We start from the raw sequence: 26,098 nt of genomic DNA, 5'->3' as shown, positions 1-26,098 counted from the left end.
TCATTCACCCGGTCCGCAATACTCGAAATAATTTTTTTCCGTTTCCCACAGTCCGACTTTTCGGAGCTTGGGAAGATGCGGTCGCAGCATGTTGTAGATCACGAGCGCTACGACCTCGGATGTCGGATTCAACTCTTTAAATTCAGCCGTATCCAGGTTCAGATGCTTATGATCCAGCTTATCGAGCACTTCTCTTTCCACAATGGCATCCAAATCCGCCAAATTCATGATCATGCCCGTTACCGGATCCGGCTCGCCTTCGACGGTGACATCAAGGTAATAATTATGTCCGTGCCCATGCGGATTGTTGCATTTGCCGAACAATTTCTTATTCTCCTCCGGCGACAAATGCACGCTATGTAATCGGTGCGCAGCGCAAAAGTGATATTTGCGTGTAAGTCGTATCAAGCATCCCGCCTCCTTTACCGAACTTAAATAGTGGTTTTCATGTAATTGAATCCGGTGCAATTCGCAATCTTGAAACCGCTGTTCCAGCGAATTCCAGATGTACTCAACTACATTTTCCGTAGTCGGTATGCGATGCTGAAAATAGGAATGTTCACGGTCCAAAAACTTCCCGTCGAGCTCCTCTTCCACAAATGAACTCACGATTTGTTTAATATCCGTTGTATTGACAACAATCCCGGATTTTTCATTCAATCGTCCCTTGACCATCACTTCCAGCTTGTAATCGTGCCCATGGCCGCTGGAGTTGCTGCAGCGCCCGAAGACCCGGAGGTTTTCCTCTTCGCTCCACTGGGGAACCCGATAAACGTGAGTTGCCGAAAAATCGATTCTTCTCGATAAATAAAGCATTGCCGTTTCCCCCTTCCTAGGCTCTGGATATGGAACGGTCAAACTCTTCACAGAGCGAGACGTTGTCGGCAAATATCCCCTTCTTCACCGTTGTCACCGTAGACGTTCCCGGTTTTTTCACGCCCCGCGCGCACATGCATAAGTGAGTTCCCTCCACGGTTACGATGACACCCTTCGGCTTCAGCACATTCAATACGGCACTCGCAACTTGCTGCGTCATGCGCTCTTGCACCTGCGGACGCTGCGAGACCAGCTCTACCAATCTGGCAAATTTGCTTAAGCCGACGATTCTCCCATCCGGAATATATCCGATGTGCGCCTTTCCATAGAACGGGATCAGATGATGCTCGCAGAAGGTGTAATAAGTCATATCCTTTACGGTGATGATCCCGTCGTACTCCTCTTCGAACGTTGTCGTCAGCGCCGATTCCGGATTCACCCCCACACCTGAGAACACTTCCCGGTACATTTTCGCGACTCGTTTCGGTGTATCCAGCAGACCTTCCCGGTCCGGATTTTCCCCTATTTGCTCGAGAATCGTTCGAATGCTGTCTTCAAGAGCATCTTTACTTGCCAAATTGGTATTTGATCGTATGGTCATCTAGTATTTCCCTCCTTAGAAACAACAAAAAATCCAGTCCGAATAGAACTGGATTCGTATATACAGATCCGTCCCTAATTCGGCGGCCCAGCCGTCATAGCGTTACCGCCTTAGACCCGAAGCTTTGCGTCCCCACCTTTCGATGAGTTTGCCATTATCGTTAAGAATATAAGCCAAGTATAGTCTATTATACCTAGATAAGCAATGATTTCTTTATTGAAATCTTTGATATAACGACATTATTCGACGCTATATGAGAATAAAGTCGAAAAATACGTGATAATATCGCGCATTTTTTCGACATTTGATGCCAAAGCCGGATGAAGCCGCACAGGTTGCATAAACGAAGAGACGGGGCAAGACGGGCTGCATGCACCCGCCTTACTCCGTCTCTCCTTGTTAGCAGCAGCGATTGATCTTACCGCTTTCATAACGCTCGTGAAGCGACAGCATATAGAACTCCTTCTCCGTCAAAGGGGTTTCATGCGGATGGCGCTCTTGCTGATGCTTCAAGTATTTCTCATAGTCCGGAATACTGAAAATGACCTTGATTGTCGCTTTGGCCTTGCTGGCAAAGCTCGTTATCGTTCTCATGGCATCAGGCTCCAAAAGTAGATTTGACAAACGGCGCTTCTTTTAATACCGGTTTTTGTTTTTGGATCAAAATTTTGTACCAGACGCGTAAAGATTCAATAATCATCAGGATCACCACAATCTCGAAGAAGATCGTGAGGCCTGCATCGATATAGTTGTTCGTCACAATCTGATGCATGACGTCCATATTTTTGGCAGGCGCGATGACTTGCCCCTGATCGATCCCGTCCTGGTATTTCTTCGCAGCCGCCAAAAAGCCGATGCTTGCCTGAGAGGAGAACGTTTTTTGGAAACCGGCCGTTAATGTCGTTACCGCGAGGAACACGAACGGCACGATTCCTACCCAAGCGTAGCGGGCCTTGCCCATTTTGATCATAATCGTCGCCGCGACGGCGAGAGCGATGGCAGCCAACATTTGGTTCGCAATCCCGAACAGCGCCCACAACGAATTGATGCCGCCGAACGGATCGATGGCTCCTTGATACAAGAAGTAGCCCCAGGCCAAGCAAACAATAAACGAAGCCAGGAAATTATACTTGAACACTTTCGTTTGAGCAAACGGCTTGTAGAAGTTGCCGATCAAATCCTGAAGCATAAAGCGTCCTACCCGTGTGCCCGCATCCACAGCCGTTAAAATAAAGACCGCTTCGAACAAAATCGCGAAATGGTACCAGAATGCCTTGGCCCCGGCCAGGAACGTTGAAAAGATTTCCGCCATGCCGACGGCAAGCGTCGGCGCCCCGCCCGTTCTGGAGAGAATGGTGTTTTCACCGATTTCTTTGGCTGTGTTCGTAATTTGTTCCGGTGTCAGCGTGAAGCCCCAGGATGAAATTTTGGCGGCGACGGCAGCGGGATCGGTTCCAATAACGGCCGGCGACGAGTTCATAGCGAAGTAAATGCCGGGCTCCAAGGCGCACGCGGCGATCAAGGCCATGACGGCGACGAAGGATTCCGCGGCCATACCGGCATATCCGATGAAGGGCGCATGACTTTCTCTTTCGATCAGCTTTGGTGTCGTCCCGGAAGAAATCAGGGAATGAAAGCCGGAAACGGCGCCGCATGCTATGGTAATGAACAAGAACGGGAATAAATTGCCGGAGAATACGGGACCGGTCCCATCGATAAACTTGGTCACAGCCGGCATTTGCAGCTCCGGCAATGTCACCAAAATACCGCCCGCCAGTAAAATGATGACGCCGATTTTCAAGAAAGAGCTTAAATAATCTCGGGGTGCAAGCAGTACCCACACCGGCAAAATCGAAGCGATCAGGCCATATACGACCATCATCAGGGCGATCTGCGGCGCGGTGAAGGTGAACATCTTCGCCAGCACCGGATTGGCGGCAACAAATTGTCCTGCCCATAATACGATCATCAATAGAACAAAACCGATAATGGAGCCCTCAATGACTTTCCCCGGTCGAATAAATCGCATGTAGAAGCCCATGAAGATGGCGATCGGCATCGTCATGGCGATCGTAAACATTCCCCATGGAGACTCCGCCAACGCTTTCACGACGACGAGTCCAAGTACGGCGACGATGATAATGAGGATCGCCAGCGTTGCAATAGAAGCTAACGTGCCGCCGAATCGGCCGACTTCGTCTTTCGCCATCTGACCGAGCGACTTCCCGTCCCGCCGCATGGATCCGACAAGCGTGACGAAGTCCTGCACGCAGCCCGCAAGTACAGCTCCGATAATAATCCACAGAATGCTCGGCAAATACCCCATTTGTGCGGCCAAAATCGGACCGACCAGCGGACCGGCTCCGGCGATCGCCGCAAAGTGATGGCCGAAGAGCACGTATTTATTCGTCGGGACGTAGTCCTTGGAATCGTTATGCACATGGGCCGGCGTTGCCCGGTTGTCGTTTAATTCGTAGATCTTCCTGGCAATGAACCGGCTATAGAAACGGTAACCAAAAGCATAAGTGCAGATTGCGGCTATGATGAGCCAGGCCGCCGAAATTTTCTCGCCGTTCGCAAGCGCGAGCATCGCGAACCCTAGCGCGCCTAACGCCGCGATCAGCCCCCAAACCCCGTACGAAACCCATTTGTTTTTCATGATCCCACTCCTCGTAAGCGTTATTGTCGCGCGAACACAGTCCGTACGAACCAGGCCCAAGCTGGCTGTACGTCTTGCATTCCTCCAACCGGTTTATTTTGAGAGCGCTTGCAAATAGTATAAATCGTCTGGAGTCTTCGCGATACGCCTGAAGCGCATCATGCCGAATTTGTCATCTATGATGTTAAATTTCAAGTTTCAAACGCAGCGCTTTCACATAATTGCGGCTGACGGGTATCGTGCTTCGCGCCTCATCGTCCATCAGCAGATTGTAGGCCCCGTTGACCCACGTTTTCAGCTCGGCGATGGCGGCCAGATTGACGAGATAGCTCTTATGGCAGCGGAAGAAACCGAACGGCTCCAGCTTCTGTTCCAGCTCTACCAACGTGTACGTAACGTGATAGGCTTTATCGCGAATATGAACCTGGACATACTTGCCCTCCTTGCTAATATAGATGATGTCCTTCGGGGACACATACTTAATGCCTTCTTCCATTTCGAGCGCCAGCTTGACGCACGAATTTCCGGCCGGCGGGATGGCTGGGGCTTTCGTCCCCGTTCCCGTCCGCGTTTTGCGCAGCTCCCGGAAGACGCTGTCCAAATCATCTTCGTCGAATGGCTTGAGCATATAGTGAAAAGCCCGCACCTTGAACGCATCGACGGCATATTGGTCATAGGCGGTGGAGAAGACGATCTTCACCTGCGAATTCAGCTCGCCGACGATTTCCGCCACTTGAAGCCCGTTCAAGTCCGGCATGTCCATGTCGAGGAACAGGACATCCGGGGCTTGTTCCTTCACTTTCTTAATCGCATCCATGCCGCTGTTCGCCTGAGTCACCCGGTCCACGTCAGCGAGCTGCTCCAACAAATATACAAGCTCTTCCCTTGCCGGTGCTTCATCATCGGCAATTACGATATTCCAGCCCATGGATCCCTCACCTCACCCAAAAAGTAATTTTCGTTCCTTCCCCCGGACTGCTCTCGATTTCAAGCGGCCGCACTTTCCCGTAATGATAGCTCAGACGCTGTTCGATATTACGCAAAGCCATGCCTGTATGATCTTCCTGCCCGTCCTCCCGGATGAAGGTCAAGCCTACTCCGTTATCCTCGACCGTAATTCGCGCATGCCTCTCGCCGCTTTCCGGCTCCTCCTTCACGATGAGCCGGATCACGCCGGTCCTCTCGATGCCCTTGATCCCATGCACGATAGCGTTCTCGACGAGAGGCTGAATCGTAAACGGAGGAATGTGATGATCCAGTACGCGTTCGTCAATATCGGCGTAAAACTCCAGCTGATCCCCGAGACGCGCTTTAATCAGACTCAGATAGGACATTACCAATTCATATTCGTCGCGAATCGTAACCATTCTTTGGTTGCCGTTGCTCATATTTTTGCGTAAAAATTTCGACAAATGCATCACCATCTGACGCGCCTCTTCCGGTTTGGTGCGAATGAACGATTTGACCGTGTTCAGCGCGTTAAACAGAAAATGCGGATTCATCTGGGCCTGCAGCGAGCGAATCTCGGCTTCCGCAAGAAGCTGGGCCTGCCTCTCCGATTCGACAAACGCATACTGCTGGGACAATAGTCCGGCCAGGGAAGTCAGCATACGCCGGCGGGATGGATTGTCATCCTGCTCCCGTTCAAAATACAACCGGAACTGTCCGATCGGCCGCTGATTGGGAATGCCAACGAACAGGTCGATACAAAACTTCGTCTTTCTTCCTTCCATCACCCAATCTGAACCGTTCTTGGTGAAAAACGCGCCAACCGCTTTCGTCTCTTCATTCAACACCTTGGCGATTTCCTGAACCGCCTTCTCGAACTCCAGCCGCCAGAGCGGCATCGTCATATCGGCGATTTGCAGCGCTCGGTGGGCATGCTCCGCGCCGATACGGTCCTCTTCCCGCTCCATCGTGTTGTACAGCACAAAATAAAGCGCAACCCCGACGCTGTTAGCGAACGTTTGCGGAAATCCGATGAGCGATACCAAGCCGACCGCTTCTTCCCAGGGCTTAGCCAGCAATAAAATGAGCCCCATCTGCAGCGATTCGGCCATGAATCCGACGACGAAGGCGAGCTGGACCGACGCTACCTTGCGGAAGCGCCTCTTGAACGCATTGCGGCAAAGCCCCGCCAACACGCCTTGAAGGATAGGAGCAACCATACAGGCGACGGCTACGAATCCGCCCAGGCTGTAACGATGCACGCCGGCAGCGATACCGACGATCAGTCCGCTCTTCACCCCTCCAAGCAAGCCGGCAATGACAACGCCCACGGTCCGGGAATTGGCAATGGCCGCTGTCGGGGAAACCTCGCCGATCCACGGGGCCGGTTGATACGTATAATTGGAGACGGTCACACCAGAGTACGTTCCGATAACCGCATAGGCGGTGAAAAAAACAAGAAACCGCCATTGATACGTCTTGTCCCCTTGATAGCTCATATAGCTGCGCATCCAGCGGCTGCGGGAAAAGGCAAATGCGAGCGCTATCAGAAAGCCGACCCGCTCGATCATATCGACGAATAGCTGCAGCATCGCTTCATGCCCCCCTGCGTACCCTTTTAACGTTATCCTAGCAGATATGAACCGCACTTGCAGTACAATTTCGTTTCCAGTGAACGGTCAGCTGTCGACATTCGTGCACCGCAAAGCAAAAAAAGGCTGGTCAGATAGCCGCAGCAGCAGCGTTCTGACCAAGCCTTCGAAACGATTACACGCTGAATCTTGTGCGATACCCGCACTTCTTGCATAATTCCTCAACCGCTTCTCTTCTGGAGAAACCGTTATACAGATTGTTCGCCCGTTCGCCCTCCACGATCTCGGAGAACGGCGTCCGGTGAATATTTCCTAAATTAATAACGCCCTCTCCGTCCAGACAGCAAGGCACTACCGTTCCGTCCACAAGTATACCCGCCTGGTTCCGAAGCGCATGACAGAATCCGCTTCCCTCTATTTCCGGCGCCTTGAGATCGGGCCATTGAAATTCATGATCCTGATTCAAATAAATACGGTCGGCAATTTTCAATCCGCTGCCTCGCACGAATTTTTCTTCGATTCTGTAGGGCAGATGAAATTCGCGTTCGATGATTTCCAGAATTTCGCGATTTCGATTTCTTTGCTGGTTCGTTGCATTGTCCGTATCGAGATTCCATAGCCTCAAGGAGATGATCATGCCGGTTTTCTGTACCGCTTCCTTCACATAGGACAAAACACTGGAAATGTAGCCTTCCTTGTCGGTGGAGCCGGCATGTCCGTCAAAGCTATGCAGCGAGAAGTTCATCTGACGGAGCGCCGGTTTCATCATGATTTTAGGTCCGGCTTTATGGAGCAATGTCCCGTTGGTCGTAATATTGACTTTAAACCCTTTTTCATGGCTGATATCGAGCAGTTCATCGATCTTGGGATGAAGCAGCGGCTCGCCTTTTAAATGAAAATAAATATAATCCGTATGAGGCCGAACTTGATCGAGCGTTTTTTTGAAATCTTCGATTTTAATAAAATTGGCTTGCCGCTTCGTTTGCGGACAAAAGCTGCAAGCCAAATTACAGACGCTTGTAATTTCGATATAAAACTTCTTAAACTTCTTCATCCATCCATACTCCGATCCTATTTGCGCTGTACGCAGCTAGTAGCTTCCCCGTTCATTTTAACCGTTCATGGCGTTTCTTTCAATGAAATCCCGGGAGACTCGTCTTCCAAAATAGCAAAAGCCCGGACCGGCGAACCATCCCCGCCCTTAATCTTTAAGGGCACTCCAAAAAACATAAAGTCTGTTTCCTTCGGCAGCCGGTCCAAATGAATTAAATCCGTATACGTGATGATTCTCTCGCCGAGTAGAGCTCTCTCTAACTCTTCCGTTAGATTCCCGCCTACAAATCCCGGATTCAACCCGATGATTTTACCGGCTGCTTCTATTCCGACCTCATCTATAAACAACAATCCTCTGTCTCTGGGCCAATCCGGTTGCCGGGGATCGACAACCCGAGCCCTGCCAAAAAAACGTTCCAGCGGTATTTCATCTAACGTTTCCAGACCTGCATGCATATGAGAAAAGGCGTCAACGTGCGTACCCGTATGCGAACCGAGGATGAGCTGCCGCAATTCCCACGCATGCGTTTCATAGGTTTGCACCACGGCAACACGTACTTCCGGATCGCCGGGAAAAACAGGCATGCCCGTATATAAGGGTACGGATAAATCAATGATCTTCATGTCCATCCCCAGAAGAAACCGTCCCGATCCCAGGCAACCCGGCCGCCATGGAGTTTCTTGAATAATTTTTTGACCTCTTTGGAAATGGACGTATTTCCGTTCTCATTCACATAAATATAGGATTCTCCGAAGTGGCTGACAATATGGTTAACGGCGTCGCTTTGATATAAAATGCCCGCATTCTTGACCTTGGCGAGCATCCAATCCGCAACATCTTGGGCTGAATATTCCACATCTATTCTCTCCTAACTGATAAGGGTTCCCTGTTCAGTATAGCCGAAACCTGCTGATTTAGCGAACCGTTGGTACGCGTGGAGGAACGTGTACCGTCAACAGAAAAACACCCCTTGGCAGTGGCTTAGACCTACCTGGCGGTAAATCCCATCGCCTGACTTAAGGGGTGTTTGTACGAATGGCTACTTCACCTCATTTGCCGCATTTGCCGCATTCGCCGAATAGGCGACTTTATTGGAGGTGGCGACCACGATATCCTTGGAATCTTTCACCACGATTTCGATATTGAACTCCTGCGAGCCGGCAGCTTCCGGCGTTACGACCGCTGTTAATTCGCCAAGCTTCTTGCATTCGGTGACAGCCGGTTGACCGTTGATAAGCACGACGCCATTGTGCGGCAGGTTTTGCCCCGACACCTTCACAACCTGATCGTCGCCGGAGGCCTGGACTTGGATGTCCTCGATCTCGAGCTTGCCGGGCCCTAATACGTAATTCGGGTCCTTGATCGTCCCGGCCCAATCGCCGTATCCATATTGTTTGCCGAACATAATATCGTATTGCAGCTTCTCATAGCTTTGCAGCGCATTCTCATCGATCCCCATCACCGCGTACATGTTTTTCGGCGGGATGACGGGCGACTTTTGCGAAAGCTGATATAAAAAATCCGTGTAATAAGTGCCTGGGCGCTCAGCCAGCTTCAATACGTATGAACTGAGGAACGAAGGACTCATGTCCAGCTTGTCCTGATGCTGAGGCAAGTAGTTGTTCCATACGAGCACCGGGACACGGTACATTTTATTCAGAAAATCCGGGTCGTTCTCTTGCAGGTAGCCGCTATCTTTATAAGCTTTATAATTTTCGCCGAGGCTTGGCAAATGATCGCCGAAAAATACGATAATGGTCGGCTCCTGTTTCTGCTCGTAGTACGTGACCAGCTGCTTCAGCATGTTGTCTGCTCCTTGCAAGCCTTGGGCCAGCGTTTCGAAGAGACCCTTCGCTTCGCCGGTCACGCCGGTCACCTCGATTGTATTCTCCTTGAATTTACCGGGGTAGTAATGGTAATGATTCTGCATCGTATTGGCAAAAATAAAATCGGGCCCCGGCGTCTTCTCCCCGGATTCGATAATATACTTCGCCACGGAGCGGTCAGACAAATAAGGACCTTCATAGTCGGGTTCAAAAAACTCCTGCGAGATGTACTTCGAGAAACCGAAGTTCTCATACACCTTCTTGCTGTTATAAAACCAGCTATGGAATGGATTAATCGCCGTCGTGTCGTACCCTTGACGCTTCAATATGCTGGCCATGGAATCGATGCCTTTATCGACATACTGATTATATGGAATCGAACCTTGCGGCAGGAAGCGCATCGAATTGCCCGTCAATACCTCGAATTCGACATTGGCCGTACCGCCCCCGTATTGCGGAGAAAGCATCGTTCCGCTCGAATATTTAGCGCTCAGCGCGTGATAAAAGGGAATCGGGTCTTGACTGAACGTCAAGCCTTTCACTTGCGTCGCATCCCAGAACGATTCGCTGAGGACGACAATGATGTTCGGCTTCACATCCCCTGCAACCGGTACCGCCGGGGGGACGGACGAAGCAATCGAGCGGATGCTTTGATCGTTATAGCCGGACGGCTCCTTCAAGTTCAAAAACTTTAAATTCATGATCGTCGACAACAGAAAGCCGTTCGTCTTCACATTTTCCGTTTGATCCCAGGCCAGGTTTTCTATATTGGCCAGTTTCTTCAAGGAAATGGCTCCGTCGTTATAGATCGAAACCAACAGAAGCGCGGAGAACAACCCCATCGTCGTACGGTGCTTCCATTTCAATTTCACGGCGACTCGCGGCAGCTTATAAAGTAACAACAGGCTGACTGCAATAAACACGACAACTCCTGATATCACCGTAAAATTGAACAGGCCGCCGATATACGGTGTCATGTCCTTCGTTTCGCTCGTAAGCAGCAGATCCCAGGGCAGGAACGGGACGCCGAGAATTTCCAGCTTGATCCCGCTGATGAGACTGAACGCCAGGCAGACGGTGGCCACCAGCCAGAACGAAAGCCGGACACTGTTCGTAAGCGCGCTGAGCAGCAGCAACAGCCCCAACACGACCAAGGCGTTCAGCGTCAGTTTCGGAATCGCCAGGAACGTCCAGCCGAACGTATCGCCCCACTTGCCCCGGCTCAGAAGCTCGACTAAAAATACGATCCAAACTGAACATAAAAATAACGGCAACCGCCGCGCCGTTTGAATGCCATAATGACGAATCGCAAGCTGTAGTTCCCCCATGTTCTCCCCACATTCGATGTCTGATATAGTAGGTCGCTCGAATTATAAATTTTTTATGAAGCACCTAGTCTCAGTATAGCATACTTTACGTTTTTCAGCTTCTCTTGCATTAATTTTTAGTTAATATCCAGTCTATGGATTTCGGTTTACCGCGCGACATTCGATCTTCCCCCGTTTGCATATTCCCGGCTACGTTCTGTTTTTGTCCGGATCAAGCAAACACCCCGCAACATAGCCGCAGGCGCAGGTTGTGGGGTGTAAATCGCATTACGTTATGGGGTGAGCTCCGCTTTCTCCCTGGCGCCTGCCAGCAGCGCCGCATCGGTCTCCGTGGCGGCGGCGATCGGTCTGGACACGACGCCGGTCATCGCACCGTTCATAAAGAGGCAATGATGATCGTAGCAGCCGTCCTCCTGAAGCATCAACGGAATAAACCGCGGGAGATTGGACGCGACCCCTTCGTTGTTCGGGTCGAGGATCCAATCGATCTTCTTCCAGTCCAGGATGCCTTCTTCCGTCTTGATCGGCGTTTCATAGGGGTAAGCCGCTTCCAGCTCGGCCGTATACAAATACATGCCGCCGTAATGCCGGCCGTCCACCAGCCAAGTGACGATCCCTTTGAAGCGAACCGTATCCAGCCGGATGCCGGTCTCCTCATATACTTCCCGCAGGACGGAAGCCCGCGGCGTCTCGCCGTTCTCGACCTTCCCGCCTACGCCGTTCCATCTGCCCATCCAGGAGGGCTTATTCCGGTTTAGCAGTAAAATTTCATCGCTTCTTCGAATAAAACAAATGTTATAGGCTAACATACCGCACCTTCTTGAACAGGAAATTATCGCCGCATTACCGGACGAACGTAATGTAATCCGTATTGGCCGGCTCGAAGCCTTCGGCGCGCAGCAGCGCGTTCACTTGACCGCGATGATAGCTGCCGTGCATGGACACATGCGTTAAAATATCGGCCAGCACCGTCTGAAAAACGTCGCCTTTCGTGTTCCGGTACGTCGTCGCTTCGGACAAGTCGCTCTCGTTCAAGCGTTCGAACAATCGCGCATACCCGGCCCGATTCGCTTCCGCCATACGCCCGCACTCCGCCAAATCGGCCTCCGGCCAGATCGGAAACGATCCGCCGTCTTCCCCGTTCATCCGGGTCAACCATACGTTCTCGGCGCCCAAAATATGGGCGAACAGCCTGACGGCTTTATCCGGTTTGCCATCGGAGGCCTGCAGCGCTGCGAGGATGCGCAGGTTGGCCCAATGCACATGATCAAACATACGTTCCAGATGTGTTTTGATCGTTATCATACGGTAGTTCCTTTCGTCCAGGAGTGATCGGTCAATTAACTAAAGAGGTCCATCAGGACAATCATGGCGAGCAGCCCGAAGATGAAAGAAAACGTGGAAATCCGCTCGTTCCCGTCGCCATGGCTTTCCGGAATCAGCTCTTTGTATACGATAAACATCATGGCACCCGCGGCAAACGACAGACCGTAAGGGACCAGCCCTTGCACGTAATGGGTCATTCCGTAACCGAGCAGCGCGGCAAAAATCTCGACAACGCCGGTCAGCGTCGCCACCAGAAACGCCTTCCAACGGCTAATCTCCTGATAGCTCAAAAACAAGGCGACGAGCAGCCCCTCCGGCATGTTTTGCAGCCCGATTCCGATCGCCACGATAGCGCCGAGCTCGGGGTTCACGTGCGCATAGCTGACCCCCACCGAAAGACCCTCGGGTATATTGTGCAGGAATAATGCCGCCACCACCAAGAACGCTTTATCCGAAATGACCTTCTGCGGACGTTCCACATCGATGTGAGGAATGAACTTCTCCATTAAGCTTAAGATCGTTACCCCCATCATGACGCCGACGGAAACGACGAACGTGTTGGAAACGTCAAGCGCCTGAGGGATTAAACCGAACATCGAAGCGGACACCATCACGCCCGCCGTAAAGGCGAGAAGCAAATCCCGCCAACGGTGGGTCAGCTTTTTGAAAAATAAGATCGGTAACGCGCCTAATCCGGTCGACAGCGCCGAACAAATGCTCCCGATCAGCAACGTCTCGATAGATTTCGCCTCCTTGTACGACTAGACTATGATGTAAGTATTTCCATTATATCGAAAGCTGCCCGAAAATCAGCCCTGCACGTTTCATTCAGCGCTCTCGCCGGCGTTCACGCATGGCCTGCAAACGCACGCCTTCCCCTTTCGCTCGTCCGGGATCCGTTCCAGCAGCGTCTTGGGGACCAGCTCCTTCCAGCACCAGCACGCTTCGATCGGCTTCCCCTGCACGTAACTGCACCCGTTATCCGCTCCGCAAAGCGGACATTGCCCGGCACAGGCCGTTCCATTATTCACGCGCTCACCGCCTTTCCCGCTTCCGGCCCCGTCTTCATGTGCTCTATCATATCATGGACTTGTCAAAAAAGGACACTCCCGTCCCATGGATGCCCCTTCTATCTATTTAATTCGATTAATAATTTATGCCGCTAATTGATCTGAAGCGTGAACCAAATGAACAGTATCCCTAAATGCAAGGGATAAAAACTGCGCCACAGCCAAGCCGGCACCTGACGGCTTATCGGCAATGCCCCGGCATATAAAAGCAGCGTCGCCAATACGCTGAACATTTGGATAGGAACGCCCGCATACAGGATTAGCGTCAAGACGGCATGTGCGGCAACGGCCCAATACGTGCGGACATACCGGTACACGAGCACGAGGATAAGCCCGTACACCCCATAATCGAACGGAATCCATAGGAGCAGACCCGCGGCAGCCGCGATTACGGCCGTCTTCAACCCCCATGAAAGCTTGTCGATCGCCCAGAGAACCGTCAAGCTAATCAACAGCGTGCCGACGACATTCATCTCCAGCGTCTTTAACAAAGCCATATAAGGAATTTGCGCGACGGCGAAAATAAACAACAGACGCAGCAAATAGCGCCAGACGCTGCGCGTATGCAGGTAGCCTTGAACGAGCAAATACGCATAAACGGGAAAAGCCATCCTTCCGACAACCCGCCATAACGGGTCATCCGGATAAAAAACGTAACCGATATGATCCGCGGTCATGCTGATCATGGCGACCCATTGCCACATGACAACCACTCCCCCTTACGCGTGATTAGGACCGGTTATCGTCGATTTCGGCCTCGTATTCACAGCGGTACCGTTCGATCCCAGGATATTTTTCCCCCAATCCGATCACGGTGAACCCGATATTCCGATAAAAATTTACCGCTTCCTCATCGGTCTCCGCTACGATACGGGCCGGTTTTTTGAGCGCGAGCAGCTCTAGTATTTGTCCCCTGCCGTAACCGCGCCCGCGCGCGTCGGGGTGAACGGCTAGATGTTTAATTTCCATCTCGTTCCGATCCGACACCGTAAAACCGACAATGCCGACAAGTTCCCCCTGTTCTTCATAGCCATACAGCTCGAGTTCCTCACTTCGCTCGTACTCGCCGACGACTTGCTCCAGCAGGTCGGGATCGGGAAATATCGAATACTCCAGGAGCTCCCGGACGGCAGGCTCCTGCAATTGGGTTTTGAGGTTGGTTAACATCATGTCTCACTCCGTCTCTTGTTTATACAGGAAATTGCTTCGCATTTGCTTTCGACACCAGACGGCCCGACTCCTGCAAGCCTGCGAAGGAATAGCTTGCTTCCCCTTGCCCGGGTGGTTCGGGCTTACGAACAGCAGCCCCCATCACCGTCGCGTCATCCGCAACCGGCTTTGGAGGCTTTGCCTAAACATCACTTGGCGGACAAATCCCGCTTCCACAAAATTCTAGCACCGAGCGTAACCGTGGCGCTTAACGAATCGGCGCTTGCGTTCATCTGCGGTGCAGACGCCGTATGGAGGGCAAGCTTCCAGCTCGGCGGCAGCCAACCACTGTCTACGGTTCGGGCGTTAGAGGTTGACGCTTCCCCGCTGCCCTGCCGAACGACCAGCTTCGGTGCGAGCGCCGGATTCGGCTCGTATGGCTGAACGCTCCGGTAGAGCAGCAGCATCGTCGCGTGCGCCCGGTTACCGTCTGTGTGAAAGGTGCCCGATCCGGTGTCGATCCGGTACTGATCGGTGAATAAGTACAAGTACTGGCGGCTTTCGAACCAGTCGATGGACGTCCCGAGCAGAAGACCGAGATCGTCTCCCTGCAAGATCAGCTGACCGTCGCGAATCGTCGGTTTTTCCAGGAGCGGTACGGTTTCTTCCACGTGTCCGTTCCACCGCGTTTCGGCCTGTGTCTGTCCGGGCTGAAGCACGAATGAGTACCCGCTTGGGTGGCGGACCTCTACCCTGCCGAGCCCGTCCGCCTCGCCGAGCTCAAAATTAAACAAAGGAGCGGCCTCCTCCAGTGCAAAATAAGGTACGCCGTCCTTCAAATACCCGACGGTCTTCCCCTGCGTGCGTAAAGTTGCATCCGGCCCGGCGGCAATCGTATAAGCCTGCGTCTGCTGAAAAGCGGCGTACGCGGCAGGAGCTTCTCCCGGAAGATCGATACGGTCGACGCGCGGATCAAGCTGCAGCCACGCTTTGCCGCTTCCGTCTGCCGGCTCGACCTGATACCAGTAGGGTTCCCACGGATCTCCCTTCCAATAATAGGCCGTCGTCCGAATCGTTTCGCCGGCCGGCAGCGTGCGGTCGAGCGGGAACAACGCGAACGGGAATCTGTTCAATCCCCGTTCGCTTCCCAGCTTCACAGTTAAGGATATCGGCTTCGCATCCGTCGGCTCCGCATAAGCGGTGCGGATCCACCCTTCCCCTTGCGGCGTACGAACATGATACGTCTCCTCGTCCGCCAATCGTTCGAACGACTGGACGGTTTGCGGCTGGAGAACCGTATAGACGTTCGGACGGGTCAGATCCGGGATTAATGGCGTATCCGATTGAATGGCGACATTCTCCGTCCTGCGGATCGCCTCGGCGCCCCGATTTGCGACCCAGCCTCGCCCAGCCTTCGTTTCCGTCAGGTAAAAATGATCATAAACCGTTACATACTCCCCGATCAAATGAACCGTCTCATTCTCCAGCCTGAGGTCGGAGTCTTCCGGGTTCATCTGGTAACGATTTGCGGGCAGCCGGCTGTAAACCGGTTCGCCGCCGTAATAAGCATACGTATCGAGCGGCTTGATGTTCCCGATTTGCCCAACCGGGAGCTGGAGCCATTGATCGCCGAGCCAAGTCGTACGTATTTTTATCCATTTCTTCTCGTTCGGATCGTTGCTGTAGAACCACTGCTTCTCGGCATCCACCACCTGCACCTCTTGCGGCGTAAGCTCGGCCGACGGCGGCAACGATGCGTCCCTGGCCGCGTATAACGGCGTCAAGTCCAGCAGCGTCAGCTTGGTCGGCGGCGGCACATCGACGTTCCAGGGCTCCGGCGAAATCCATCGCTCCCCGAGCCAGGTTTGAATCTTCCACCAGCTGCGTCCCCGCGCCCAGTCGTATTGGCCGCCGAGCACGATCACATCGTGCTGCGGCGCAAGTAAGCCGTCGGCAGGGGCCGCCGCCGTATCCACGTCTTTGTACATCGGCGTCTTCGCCAGCAGATGAATCGTCGAGGGGATGCGCATCGGTTCCGGCTCCACCACTTTAATGAGCGGCCCGACTTTAGCCGCCTCTGCAGGAGCGCACGTTAGCGGCAGCAGCAGCGAAGCGGCAAGCAGCGCTTTTTTCCACATGAGCTTGTTTCCTCCTATCGGTACGTTCACCTAACTAACGCAAGCCGCCAGGAAAAAGTTACAAAATCAGCCTGTCAACCGATCCCCAGCACATCCGCCAGCAGCGACAAAACGAGCAGCCCCCCCATCGTTCCAATCGCGGCAAACCTTATTCCGCGGTTCGACTTCACTCCCTTCGCGCCTACTATAGAGCGCGTGTATAAGAAGAAGCCGACGGCAAGCAGGATCGCCTCAACGGCGATACTGGCCGATGCCGAGGTCCACAAGCCGAATCCGAGCAGCGGCAAATCTCCGGTATTGCCAGGCAATATCGGCATATCCGTCCGGTGCACCGCCAGGTCGAGCAGCCAGTGACTGAATGCTAGGGCGGCAATAACGAGACCTCCGCGCCGCCCCCATAAGCGGCCGCCGATCCAGCCGGCCAGCAGGCTGATGAGCAGCGCTCCCAGCAAGGAGTGCGAATAATCGGCATGAATAATGCTTTCTCCGTAGCCTCCCGCCCCGACCGGCTCCATCGTTTCCACCCCCGCCAGAAACAAAGGGACGAAGACGACGTCCAGCAGCTGCGTGCTTACGACTAATGCCCACAACGGTACTTCAGGCGTCTTCGCCTTCACCGCGGCAGCCAATCCAAAATGTCCGGCAAACATCTTACCATCCCCCCTTGCGTGCTTTCGCATCTAAAATTCCGCAGACCACACTGAACAATAACATGAATCCGATAAAAGTCATCGCGCATCCCCCGCTCTCTCGCTCCATGCATCGGGTTTCGTCAGACCGCTAACCCGCTGCTGCTTCAACACCCGCATGCCGGCCAGAAACGCATCGATCAGCAGCTCGAGCGTATCGTCCAGGCCAAGCGGCATCCCGAAGCCGCCCTGCTGCTCCAGGGAGGCAAAGCCGTGCAGCATGCTGCGAAAGCAGCGGACGACGTAATAAACGTCCTCCCCCTGATATTCGTACACGTCAAGCACACGGACGACCAGGGCGACAAGCGCCTCCGATTCGCGGCGGTGGTCCTCATCGTCAGCCTCCGGCGCCCGCAGCGTCGCCTCATACAAGCCCGGATGCTTCCTCACGAAGCTCACGTAGGCGCGGGCAATGGCGCGCAGCGCCTCGTCGCCGGACCGGCCGACGGCAGCGTGCCTCATGTCGGCCGTGAGCAGCCCGATGCCGTACACGGCCATCTTCTTGCGCAAACCGGGAAGTCCGTTCACATGGTTGTAAAGCGATGGAGAACGAACGTCCAGCTTGTTCGCAAGCCCGGCCAAACTGACGTTCTCCAGGCCCTGCTGATCGGCGATTTCGGTGGCTGCCTGTAAAATAGCCGGTAAATCCAATCCCATTCTCGGTGACATGCTAAACGCTCCTTTGCGTGGGTTTTCCGTTTAATCTAAGTTCGGCTTGGGCAATCGCGCGGTCTATCGCCTGAAGCGGGTTCGGCAGCAGATCGCCGTGACCGACCGCCAGCATCGAGGGCTGCAGCTCGCGCAGCTTCCGGGCGCTGTCCAGCGCCGTTTGTTTATCCCACGTAGCCATCGCCGGAAAAGGAAACCAAGGCACCATCTGGCCCGATACCGCAATTCCGCCTCTTGTTTGCATCGCGTCCCCGGCGATCAGAAAGCCGGTGCGTTCGTCGTAGAACGCCATCGAGCCAGGCGTATGCCCCGGTACGGAGACGGCCGTCAGCGAACCGATCCGGTCGCCATCCTTCAGCAGAACATCGGGACGGGTTTGCAGCTTCTTCGGCAGGCCGCCGCGGATCGGCCGTTGAGGCTCGCCCGGATCCAAGGAAGAATCCGCGCGCATTAACCGTGCGTCGCGGACCGAGATCAGAACCGGCGCGTCCGGCAGCTGGCGCTTCAGTCCGTCAAGCGCCCCTACGTGATCCCCGTGAGCATGCGTCAGCGCGATGCGCACGATCGGCTTCCCGATGAGCCGAGCCGCTTGCAGAATCCCCTTCAAACTTACCGAAAGCGCGGCATCGATAAGCGTTAAACCGTCTTCTTCCTCAATCAAATAACAATTTACCGGAAATAACCTAGGAAAAAATGTCAGTTGCGCCAAAGTCAATTCTCTTTTCATACGCATCATAAGATTCACCGCCCTCATAAACTAATGTCGTTAGTTTTATAATAACTAATGTTATTAGTTTTGGCAAGTAAAAAATGGCAGCTTGCTTCATTTTATGTTCAATAACAAAAAGAACCGCCTCCCCGCCGTCAGCTTATGCGGGAAATCGGTTCTTCTCTTCATAACGGGGTCGGCGCGTTAAGCATGGACGGACTGCAGCGTTTCATAGAAGTCCGGCGAACCGCTCAGCAGCCAATTGCGGTGAAGCACAGCTTGCTCGATCTGCTCCGGTTCGCCGAGCGGCCAACCCATCCCGACGCCGACGGCGTAATCCTTCATCAGCATCAGGAATGCGGCGGCCCAGTCCCGAGTCCCGCGAATCGTGGGGACGAGCGGATAATATTTGTCATAGGCGGCACGAATCAGCGTATGCACGACTTCCTGAAGCAGCGAAGGAAGCTCGGCATTCTTCACCTTCTCGGCCAGTTCGTCCGAAAATTCCGGTTCGTCGGTGGACGCGGCCGCTTCGTATTCGTCCGCTGTAACATGACCTTGTTCTTTAGCAACCCACAGCATCATCCGGTTCAAGGCCGGCTTGAAGACGGCGGGTACCGAGACCGTCAGCTCCGGCTGCGGATTGTCCAGATTAACGACGAATGATTCGCCGAAGTTATGGAACTTCACGTTGCCGCGTATGCCCAGCCAGCGCAGCGCAAGCAGCGCATGGGTGCGCACCTTGCTATCCAGCTCTTCGTTGCGGCAAACGCGACGCAGCAGCTTCTCGCTGCGCGGGTCCGGCAGCATACAAAGCAAGCGAACGCACGAGAGCGCCTGCTCGGGATCTTCGATCCATTCTTTCGCGTTGTTATATATCGTATCGACGGATCCGCCTTCGTGAATCCAGTCAAGTTCAATCCGTCTGGCGGCATATTCCGCAAGCGGGATCATGCCTTTTTCCTGTAACGTCTCTTCGCCGTGCTGCTCCACAAGGTCGCCGTATGCTTTCTTCAGGTCGGCCTCCAGCCCGGTCAGCATCGCTTTATGCTCGCCGGTCCCCCGCATCCGGGACACCGCGGCCATCCATTCCCCAAGCGCACGCGGGTTGTTCTGCCACATCATCATCGCGAACGAAATCATGTCCGGATCATAAGGGAGCTGCGGCTGCAGGGCAAATCTCGCAAGCACCGTCTGGACATCGTACTCCTTACGCATGAAAGTCAAGGCGAGGATCAAGCCGTTCCACGCACTGGCGTTTTCCTTATTTTCCAAAATCGCGCGATATAAACAAAAAGCCGCGACGCCATATGATTCCGCTTGTAAATATTGGCGCCCCATCGCGCCGTAATCGCCATTCTGGCTCATGTACGGTTCAACCCCCAAGATGGAAAAGATATAGCAACAGTATAACGTATTCGCTTGAACTTGAAAAATATAGATTTTTCACATAAAAATAAGTGCCGGTCCCCGCATTTGCAGCGAAGGACCGGCACCTCGTTTACGGAATCTTGATTTTAGGGAAGGTCAATCAGCATAAACAGCGTCTGACCTTCGGCTTGAAGGGACAGGTTGGTAACGTCCTCGATTCGCGCGGAATCCCGGCGATCGAGCTTGTTGTCACCGTTCAACGTCAGCGAGCCTTCAATGACGAACAGGAACGTACGCCGCCCTTCCTTCTGCTGAAAGTCGATCGTTTCGTTCTCCAGCTCGCTCAAATAGATCGTCATATCTTGATGGATGTGCGCGATATGGGGACCGGATGCGTTGGAAACGACCGGCAGCAATTGGTGGCGCAGCTTCGTCAAGTCGTAATCCGTCGTTTCGTATGACGGGGTTAATCCCCGTTCGGCCGGTATGAACCAAAGCTGCAGCAGCTGTACTTCTTCGCTGGACGGGTTGACCTCCGAATGAATGATGCCCGTGCCCGCCGACATCCGCTGCACTTGGCCGAACGTTGTAACGGCTTTGCGGCCGGTACTGTCTTCATGCTGCAGCTGACCCTTCAGGACAATCGTGACGATCTCCATCTCGCGATGCGGATGAGCCCCGAAGCCGCGTTCGCCTGCAATCGTGTCGTCGTTCAACACCCGCAAGACGCCGAAGTTCATGTTCTCAGGATCGTAGTAGTCGCCGAAGGAGAAACTAAAATTGCTTTTCAACCAGCCGTGGTCGGCAGAGTAACGGGAAGCAGCGGGATAAATGCGTATCATCGAATAAATCCTCCATTCTCTTGACAGTATTAGGTGAGGAGGTACGCTCCCATCGGGCGCAGCGGGCCCAATGCTCACAGCAGCGCGTCAAGCGAATAAGCGCCGGCGCCGATGAATGCGATGCCGACCGAAACAGCAATCAGCACCAGGTTGTATTCGTATCCGTTCGACGAAACCCAGTAGCCGTTAGCAGCGTGCACTTTCACGATCGCAACAAGCATCGTGACCGCGATCAACGCGGCGGCAACCGGTGTGAACAGCCCCGCAGCGAACAATATGCCGCCTGCGAGCTCCATCAACCCGGCGAGCACCGCCATAAGTACGCCCGGCTTGATACCGATGGAGTCCATCCAGCCCCCGGTGCCTTTCGGACCGTAGCCTCCGAACCAGCCGAACAGCTTCTGAGCGCCATGCGCCGCTAACGTCAAGCCAACAACCAAACGAATGATCAACAATCCGGTGTCCATCATCATAAAAAAGCCTCCTAAAGTTTTATTTTATCTTAAAGTTAAGACTTCACGCAATAAAATCTTAATATTAAGATTTATACATAAAAATAATTCAACCTTTCGGCCGATCGTCCCCGTCGAATTATCTTTAATTTAAGATAAATATATCGGATCGTTTGACCGCTGTCAACAGGTATCGAAATATTCCTAGATTGATGTTGCAAGCGCGCAGGCGAATTGGGGAATGCTATCAGAAAAATGGGTTCCCCGGCTAACGGAGGTCATGTTGAATGTTGAAAAGCTGGTTCTTTTTCATCGTGTTCGCCGCTCTGTCTGCGTCCGTGCCTGTGACGACGGCTTTCGCTGCTGCGCTGCAGATAACGCCCCTCGCAGCCGCGCCAGCAAGCCCGGCCGGCGCCGGCCTCGACCGTACGGCGGAGCTCGGTCGATCCGGCAGTACGCCGGGCTTCGTACCGCCAGGCCTCGGAGGAACTCCTCTTCCCTACGGCGGGATTCAAGCTTTCCAGACGAATGCAGCCGACGCCACCAGCCGGGCCAACTGGGGGCTGCGTCATCCTCCATCCATCAATCCGTGCGTCAATTCCCCGCTAACGTCGAGTGCCTCCATGTTAAAGCCACTGTACTACCAAACTGACCCAGTACGCACCCGGTAAGAAAAAAAGCTGCGCAAGCAGCGTGCCCGCAAACCGCGAAATCATCAGCAGGCCGAAAATACGTCCGAGCTTGCTCCGCGCCTCGGCGTTCGCAATCGCTTTATCCGTAATGAGCGCCAGCTGAGGGTCGACAAACACCGTCATCATAATCGTCGCAATTCCGTTGATGAGTCCGGACGATTGCGATGCCGTCATACTGTAGGCCGGTACCAGATGAGCCGCATACAACGAAGACAGGACGCCTACCGTATAGATTGCGGTGACGACGGCGTTCAAGACGAGCAGCCGCTTCGGAATGCCGTAATATCGGAGACTGCGCAGCATGGATAGACGCGGTTTGCGCAGGTGATGCTTCGCGTGCCTGATTTTATCGACAGTGACGCTGGAGATCAGCTTCGGGATCGAGCCCTCGATTTCCAAATGCGCAATGACCCTCGCGAACAAAAAGACGAAGGTCGGAAACAGCGCAATCGCGACCAGCGTCCCGAGCGAAGATGCGCCCAAAATGTATCTGAAATACGTTTCCAGCGGAAACGATTCGCTGCCTTTCGCCTGGTCGATCAGCTTCGCCGTTAACGGCGCTTGAATCAAATTCGCGGTACGCGACACAAGCACGACGACCCCCGTTATGGATAGCGCGACAGCCAGCTTCCCGGCGCGTACGCCCGACAACCGGATGGCGTAAGACAGCGTTTCAACGCTATGAATCACCAGAGTAAGGATGCACACCCACATCAACGTACTGATCACCGGACTCCCTCTCCCATCCGCCTAAGACATCGTTGTACTGCGTCTCCTCCGACAGTCCTTTCTGTCCGGCTGCCGGAACCGAACCCGGTGTCCGGTTCACCCCCCCGAATGAATACGGCAAGCTCGTCCATTAGGAATAACTTTCCAGCAGTTACAGACACTATATCGAATTCGGTACCGAATGTAAATAAGCCGTCATTCGGCGGTTTTGCATGCGCCGCAATTCTACGCGTTACGACGATTTCCCGAAACCGTACGTCAACAGCGCTGTCGAATCGGTCCAGACTTCCGATTGCGTCGACCGCAGCACGACGGAGATCAGTTGAGTGCCGCCGCGTTGAGCCGAAGCGACCAAACAATAGCCGGCTTCATCGGTAAATCCGGTTTTCACCCCGTTAGCGCCTTGAAAATAATAACCGCCGCTCGGCTGCACCAGCAAATTGCGGTTCGTATAGCGCTGCGGGGCCGGGGAACCGCTGCTCGAAACCGCAGAACCGGTCCCCGCGCTGCCTGCAACCCGATGCTCGGGCTCTGCTACGATGCGGCGAAACTCCGGCTGCTCCATCGCCTTCATGGCGATGATCGCAAGATCGCGAGCCGTCGAATAATGGTCAGGGTCGTGCAGCCCGTGCGGATTGACGAAGTGGGAGTCGTCCGCCCCCAGCTGCTTCGCCCGTTCGTTCATCAGCTTCGCAAAGCAGTTCATCGCTTCCCGCGTCTTCAGCTTGGCGCCGCACGATTTGCGGGCCACATGGACGGCGACCGTGCGGGCGGCGTCGTTGCCGGACGGCAGCATCATGGCCGCGATCAGATCGCGCAGCGTCAGCTTTTGACCGGCGGTCAGTCCTGCGGAGCTTTCACCGGGCGTACGCAAGCTCACCTCGTCGCCAACCGTAATCCGATCTTCCGGCTTCAACCGTTCCAAGGCGATAAGCGCCGTCATCACTTTCGTCGTACTTGCGGGGTACATGCGTTCGCTTGCCCGTTTACTGAACAGAAGTTCCCCCGTCTCCCCATTCACGAGCGCGGCGGCTTCCCCCTGAATGACGGGGCCCGGCTTCAGAAATTCCCCGCTGCTGACGGAGCGCCACGCGAAGGCCGCTGTCGGCTTCAGGCGGTCGAGGTGCGGCCAACCTATTGCCAGGATAACGGCGGTTATGCCAAATAACAACATGCGGCGAATCCATTTCATGACGCAATACTCCTCCCTGCTTCAACATTTTCGACCAAGATTTGAACCTTACTCTAATATAGACGTCACAACTGTATGTTCCGCTGAATAAAGGCTGCAAATTTTTTTGAGGTCGTATCGGTATGATTGGCAATACAAAAAGCGCCTCTTCTCTGTAGAGACGCTTCAAGCGATCCGATTCCCTGCATCTGCCGATCAGAACTCTCCCTTCCCGACGAACGCGGCGGCTAATCGATCCGGTAAAAGAACACGCCGCGCAGCGATTCCAGCTCCTGCAGGAGAAGCTTCGCATCATCCCGCAGCTCGGTGAGCGGAACGCCATTGACGAGCGGCTGCTTCGGATACAGCTTGCGGACTTCCGCCCGAATCGCATGCGGGGCATGCGCCTCACTCGGGCGGAGCCGATGCGGTTGATGAAACAGCACCTTCGCCATGGCCCGAACCTCGTCGTCCCCGGACTCGAATCGAGCCAGCAGCCGGTCGTCCGTCATCGTCCGGATCTCCTCCGCGAAACAGGGCGTTTCGCGAATGAGACCCAGCACGGCCTTCGACAGCAGCGCATCCAGGGCCAGATGGTACGGATGCAGGAATATGCAGTGATCGCGAACAACGGCTTCCAGTATATGAGAGGCCGTCTCTTCATCGGTGCTCACAACATGGCCTTCGAAACGAATGTTTCGGATCAGCTCCGCCGGATGCCGATCGTACAAGCCCGCTGCATGCGTGTCGCGCAGGAAGCTGTCCAGGTGATCCAAGCCCAAAAAACCGGATCGGTGCGTCAACGGGGAGTCGGTATTCAGTAAGTCGACGATATCCGATGCGGACAAGCCGTGTTTGCTCAGCAAACCGGCTATCGGCGCCGACAAGATCAATTGTTCGGTCATGCGATGGTGATCTTGCCCGATCGCTTTCTCCACCGCGTGAGAGAAAGGCAGATGGCCGATATCGTGCAGCAGCGCCGCCGCATGCAGCTCGCGCCATTCCGGGAAAAACGTCTTGGCGAGCGCCCATACCCCTAACGTATGCTCGTACCGCGAGTGTTTGACCGGACTGGCTAAAGCGGCCGCTCCGAAATGGGATACGCGATGCAGCCGCCATAGTTCGCCCGTCATAAGCAGCCCCCGCTCAAGCGGGTCGAGCGGCACGTCCAAGCGATACATCGGCTCCCAGCAGGTGCTTGCGTTCGCCGGCTGTCTGACATAGCGATCTTTTCCATGGTTCATATAGGGGCCTCCCGCCAAAAAGATGAAATCTTATTATACGGCGGCGAAGACATGGCGTCTACTCCTTGCAGTTTTGCCGGATTTTAATTAATGTAATTAATAATTTATGTAATCAACTTCATTCACGTTGACTTACGACTCCATCCGAAAAGCGACAACGAGAACGCTTTGCACGGCGGCTTCTCCCTTCCTGTCTTCATAAAATGAAGCGTTGCGTTGATTTGGCCGCCCAACAATATAATCATGCTCGATAAGTACAACCAGGTCAGCAGAACGATGATGCCTCCGATGCTGCCGTACGTTCTCGAATAGCTGTCAAAGTGATTCACGTAGAAGGAGAACAGCATCGAGACGACAATCCAGCCGCCGGTCGCAAAGATCGCGCCCGGAATGACCGCTTTATACCCTAGCCGCACATTTGGCAAGTACGAATATAACAGCACGAACATCGTCCATAACACGACGAGCGGGATTGCATACTGAACCCATCCCCATAACTGCGAGAAATCGCCCGGCAAATGTGCCGTATGATAAATCCATTCGCCGATCATCCGGCCGAACACGAGCATGCTGAAGCTTAACAGGATCGCAACCGCAAGAACGACCGTCGTCAGCAGCGACATCGAACGGACGAGCCAGAACGGGCGGTTCTCCTCTTCATCGTACGCCTTGTTAAGTCCCTTAATAATCGCATTGACGCCGTTGGACGCCGACCAGAGCGCCGCGATCAATCCGAACGAAAGCAGCGAGCCGCTGCGGGTCTGCTCGATTTCATATAAAACCTCCGAGATCGTCTGATTGGACATCTCCGGTAAAAACAAGCTTAACCGCTCGAGCGCGTCTATAGCCGAAAAACGGGTAAAACTAAGCAGTGCCGCGACGAAGATGAGAAACGGGAAGAACGACAGGATCAAATAATAAGTCAATTGAGCGGCCAACGCCGACACATCGTCATCTTGAAACCGGCAAATTAAGGTTTGAAAAAAAACGTTTTTTTTCTTCATCCGACTCCCGCACCTCCTT

Annotated in this window: 28 protein-coding genes and 1 riboswitch; of the genes, 1 reads left to right on the top strand and 27 read right to left on the bottom strand. The window is 53.9% G+C overall.

Annotation, left to right across the window (positions count from 1 at the left end; genetic code table 11):
- The 23 genes from FKP33_RS03435 to FKP33_RS03325 all read right to left on the bottom strand — a co-directional run bounded on the left by FKP33_RS03435 (position 1) and on the right by FKP33_RS03325 (position 21,257).
- Complete coding sequence (locus tag FKP33_RS03435) at positions 1–816, bottom strand: 6-carboxytetrahydropterin synthase (protein ID WP_127604395.1); 816 nt, start codon at positions 814–816, stop codon at positions 1–3.
- Between the two features lie 16 nt (positions 817–832).
- The gene (gene folE / locus FKP33_RS03430) at positions 833–1,417 is read right to left on the bottom strand and encodes a GTP cyclohydrolase I FolE (RefSeq protein WP_174817546.1); all 585 of its coding nucleotides are present in this window, start codon (positions 1,415–1,417) and stop codon (positions 833–835) included.
- A 78-nt stretch (positions 1,418–1,495) separates the two neighbouring features.
- A riboswitch (cyclic di-GMP riboswitch) is annotated at positions 1,496–1,580 on the bottom strand.
- Positions 1,581–1,816: 236 nt separating this feature from the next.
- A complete protein-coding gene (locus tag FKP33_RS03425; RefSeq protein WP_054795831.1) occupies positions 1,817–2,011 on the bottom strand; it encodes a CstA-like transporter-associated (seleno)protein in 195 nt (64 codons plus the stop codon).
- Positions 2,012–2,015: 4 nt separating this feature from the next.
- Entirely contained in the window at positions 2,016–4,076 is a 2,061-nt protein-coding gene (locus FKP33_RS03420) for a carbon starvation CstA family protein (RefSeq protein WP_141333928.1), read from the bottom strand.
- A gap of 184 nt (positions 4,077–4,260) precedes the next feature.
- Positions 4,261–5,004 (bottom strand): LytR/AlgR family response regulator transcription factor, encoded by a 744-nt coding sequence (locus tag FKP33_RS03415; protein ID WP_054795830.1) that lies wholly within the window; start codon positions 5,002–5,004, stop codon positions 4,261–4,263.
- 7 nt (positions 5,005–5,011) lie between these two features.
- The gene (locus FKP33_RS03410; RefSeq protein ID WP_127604399.1) at positions 5,012–6,616 is read right to left on the bottom strand and encodes a LytS/YhcK type 5TM receptor domain-containing protein; all 1,605 of its coding nucleotides are present in this window, start codon (positions 6,614–6,616) and stop codon (positions 5,012–5,014) included.
- Between the two features lie 175 nt (positions 6,617–6,791).
- Entirely contained in the window at positions 6,792–7,670 is an 879-nt protein-coding gene (locus tag FKP33_RS03405; RefSeq protein ID WP_127604401.1) for a radical SAM/SPASM domain-containing protein, read from the bottom strand.
- Between the two features lie 65 nt (positions 7,671–7,735).
- Positions 7,736–8,293, bottom strand: a complete 558-nt coding sequence (locus FKP33_RS03400) for a cyclase family protein (protein ID WP_141333927.1) — start codon at positions 8,291–8,293, stop codon at positions 7,736–7,738.
- Complete coding sequence (locus FKP33_RS03395) at positions 8,290–8,526, bottom strand: DUF6953 family protein (protein WP_164751699.1); 237 nt, start codon at positions 8,524–8,526, stop codon at positions 8,290–8,292. Before FKP33_RS03395 ends, FKP33_RS03400 begins: the two co-directional genes overlap by 4 nt.
- Positions 8,527–8,709: 183 nt before the next feature.
- Positions 8,710–10,824 (bottom strand): LTA synthase family protein, encoded by a 2,115-nt coding sequence (locus FKP33_RS03390; RefSeq protein ID WP_181410029.1) that lies wholly within the window; start codon positions 10,822–10,824, stop codon positions 8,710–8,712.
- A 272-nt stretch (positions 10,825–11,096) separates the two neighbouring features.
- Entirely contained in the window at positions 11,097–11,633 is a 537-nt protein-coding gene (locus FKP33_RS03385; RefSeq protein WP_054795829.1) for an NUDIX hydrolase, read from the bottom strand.
- Between the two features lie 34 nt (positions 11,634–11,667).
- Positions 11,668–12,129 carry a DinB family protein gene (locus FKP33_RS03380; protein ID WP_054795828.1) on the bottom strand — a complete coding sequence of 154 codons (462 nt, stop codon included), beginning with the start codon at positions 12,127–12,129 and terminating at the stop codon, positions 11,668–11,670.
- A gap of 35 nt (positions 12,130–12,164) precedes the next feature.
- Complete coding sequence (locus tag FKP33_RS03375; protein WP_127604407.1) at positions 12,165–12,890, bottom strand: ZIP family metal transporter; 726 nt, start codon at positions 12,888–12,890, stop codon at positions 12,165–12,167.
- Positions 12,891–12,974: 84 nt separating this feature from the next.
- Positions 12,975–13,181 (bottom strand): cysteine-rich CWC family protein, encoded by a 207-nt coding sequence (locus FKP33_RS03370; protein ID WP_141333926.1) that lies wholly within the window; start codon positions 13,179–13,181, stop codon positions 12,975–12,977.
- A 131-nt stretch (positions 13,182–13,312) separates the two neighbouring features.
- Complete coding sequence (locus FKP33_RS03365) at positions 13,313–13,924, bottom strand: TraX family protein (protein ID WP_127604411.1); 612 nt, start codon at positions 13,922–13,924, stop codon at positions 13,313–13,315.
- A gap of 25 nt (positions 13,925–13,949) precedes the next feature.
- On the bottom strand, positions 13,950–14,390 hold the full coding sequence (locus FKP33_RS03360) for a GNAT family N-acetyltransferase (RefSeq protein WP_306439329.1): 441 nt from the start codon (positions 14,388–14,390) through the stop codon (positions 13,950–13,952).
- A 188-nt stretch (positions 14,391–14,578) separates the two neighbouring features.
- Positions 14,579–16,507, bottom strand: coding sequence for a hypothetical protein (locus tag FKP33_RS03355; RefSeq protein ID WP_141333925.1), 1,929 nt, complete (start codon positions 16,505–16,507; stop codon positions 14,579–14,581).
- A 74-nt stretch (positions 16,508–16,581) separates the two neighbouring features.
- The gene (locus tag FKP33_RS03350; RefSeq protein ID WP_141333924.1) at positions 16,582–17,157 is read right to left on the bottom strand and encodes a permease; all 576 of its coding nucleotides are present in this window, start codon (positions 17,155–17,157) and stop codon (positions 16,582–16,584) included.
- A gap of 78 nt (positions 17,158–17,235) precedes the next feature.
- Positions 17,236–17,865, bottom strand: a complete 630-nt coding sequence (locus FKP33_RS03345) for a TetR/AcrR family transcriptional regulator (protein ID WP_054795824.1) — start codon at positions 17,863–17,865, stop codon at positions 17,236–17,238.
- Between the two features lies 1 nt (position 17,866).
- Positions 17,867–18,598 carry an MBL fold metallo-hydrolase gene (locus tag FKP33_RS03340; protein WP_141333967.1) on the bottom strand — a complete coding sequence of 244 codons (732 nt, stop codon included), beginning with the start codon at positions 18,596–18,598 and terminating at the stop codon, positions 17,867–17,869.
- Between the two features lie 180 nt (positions 18,599–18,778).
- Complete coding sequence (locus FKP33_RS03335; RefSeq protein ID WP_127604417.1) at positions 18,779–19,942, bottom strand: HEAT repeat domain-containing protein; 1,164 nt, start codon at positions 19,940–19,942, stop codon at positions 18,779–18,781.
- Between the two features lie 149 nt (positions 19,943–20,091).
- Positions 20,092–20,787, bottom strand: coding sequence for a pirin family protein (locus FKP33_RS03330; RefSeq protein WP_141333923.1), 696 nt, complete (start codon positions 20,785–20,787; stop codon positions 20,092–20,094).
- A 74-nt stretch (positions 20,788–20,861) separates the two neighbouring features.
- The gene (locus tag FKP33_RS03325; protein ID WP_127604714.1) at positions 20,862–21,257 is read right to left on the bottom strand and encodes a DoxX family protein; all 396 of its coding nucleotides are present in this window, start codon (positions 21,255–21,257) and stop codon (positions 20,862–20,864) included.
- Positions 21,258–21,526: 269 nt separating this feature from the next.
- Here FKP33_RS03325 and FKP33_RS03320 point away from each other — a divergent pair, with 269 nt between their 5' ends.
- On the top strand, positions 21,527–21,910 hold the full coding sequence (locus FKP33_RS03320; RefSeq protein ID WP_141333922.1) for a hypothetical protein: 384 nt from the start codon (positions 21,527–21,529) through the stop codon (positions 21,908–21,910).
- On the opposite strand, the gene FKP33_RS03315 is transcribed toward FKP33_RS03320, so the two are convergent.
- The 4 genes from FKP33_RS03315 to FKP33_RS03300 all read right to left on the bottom strand — a co-directional run bounded on the left by FKP33_RS03315 (position 21,866) and on the right by FKP33_RS03300 (position 26,079).
- Positions 21,866–22,660, bottom strand: coding sequence for a lipid II flippase Amj family protein (locus tag FKP33_RS03315; RefSeq protein WP_141333921.1), 795 nt, complete (start codon positions 22,658–22,660; stop codon positions 21,866–21,868). The genes FKP33_RS03320 and FKP33_RS03315 overlap by 45 nt on opposite strands.
- Before the next feature lie 232 nt (positions 22,661–22,892).
- Positions 22,893–23,852 carry a D-alanyl-D-alanine carboxypeptidase family protein gene (locus FKP33_RS03310; protein ID WP_141333920.1) on the bottom strand — a complete coding sequence of 320 codons (960 nt, stop codon included), beginning with the start codon at positions 23,850–23,852 and terminating at the stop codon, positions 22,893–22,895.
- Between the two features lie 227 nt (positions 23,853–24,079).
- Positions 24,080–25,075 carry an HD domain-containing protein gene (locus FKP33_RS03305; protein WP_141333919.1) on the bottom strand — a complete coding sequence of 332 codons (996 nt, stop codon included), beginning with the start codon at positions 25,073–25,075 and terminating at the stop codon, positions 24,080–24,082.
- 122 nt (positions 25,076–25,197) lie between these two features.
- Positions 25,198–26,079: a YihY/virulence factor BrkB family protein gene (locus tag FKP33_RS03300; protein ID WP_127604427.1), complete on the bottom strand. Its 882-nt coding sequence runs from the start codon at positions 26,077–26,079 to the stop codon at positions 25,198–25,200.
- Positions 26,080–26,098 lie beyond the last annotated feature (19 nt).

The sequence above is a fragment of the Paenibacillus sp. tmac-D7 genome (genome assembly GCF_006519665.1).
Classification (GTDB): Bacteria; Bacillota; Bacilli; order Paenibacillales; family NBRC-103111; genus Paenibacillus_G; species Paenibacillus_G validus.
This window is presented reverse-complemented; position numbering and strand designations above follow the sequence as displayed.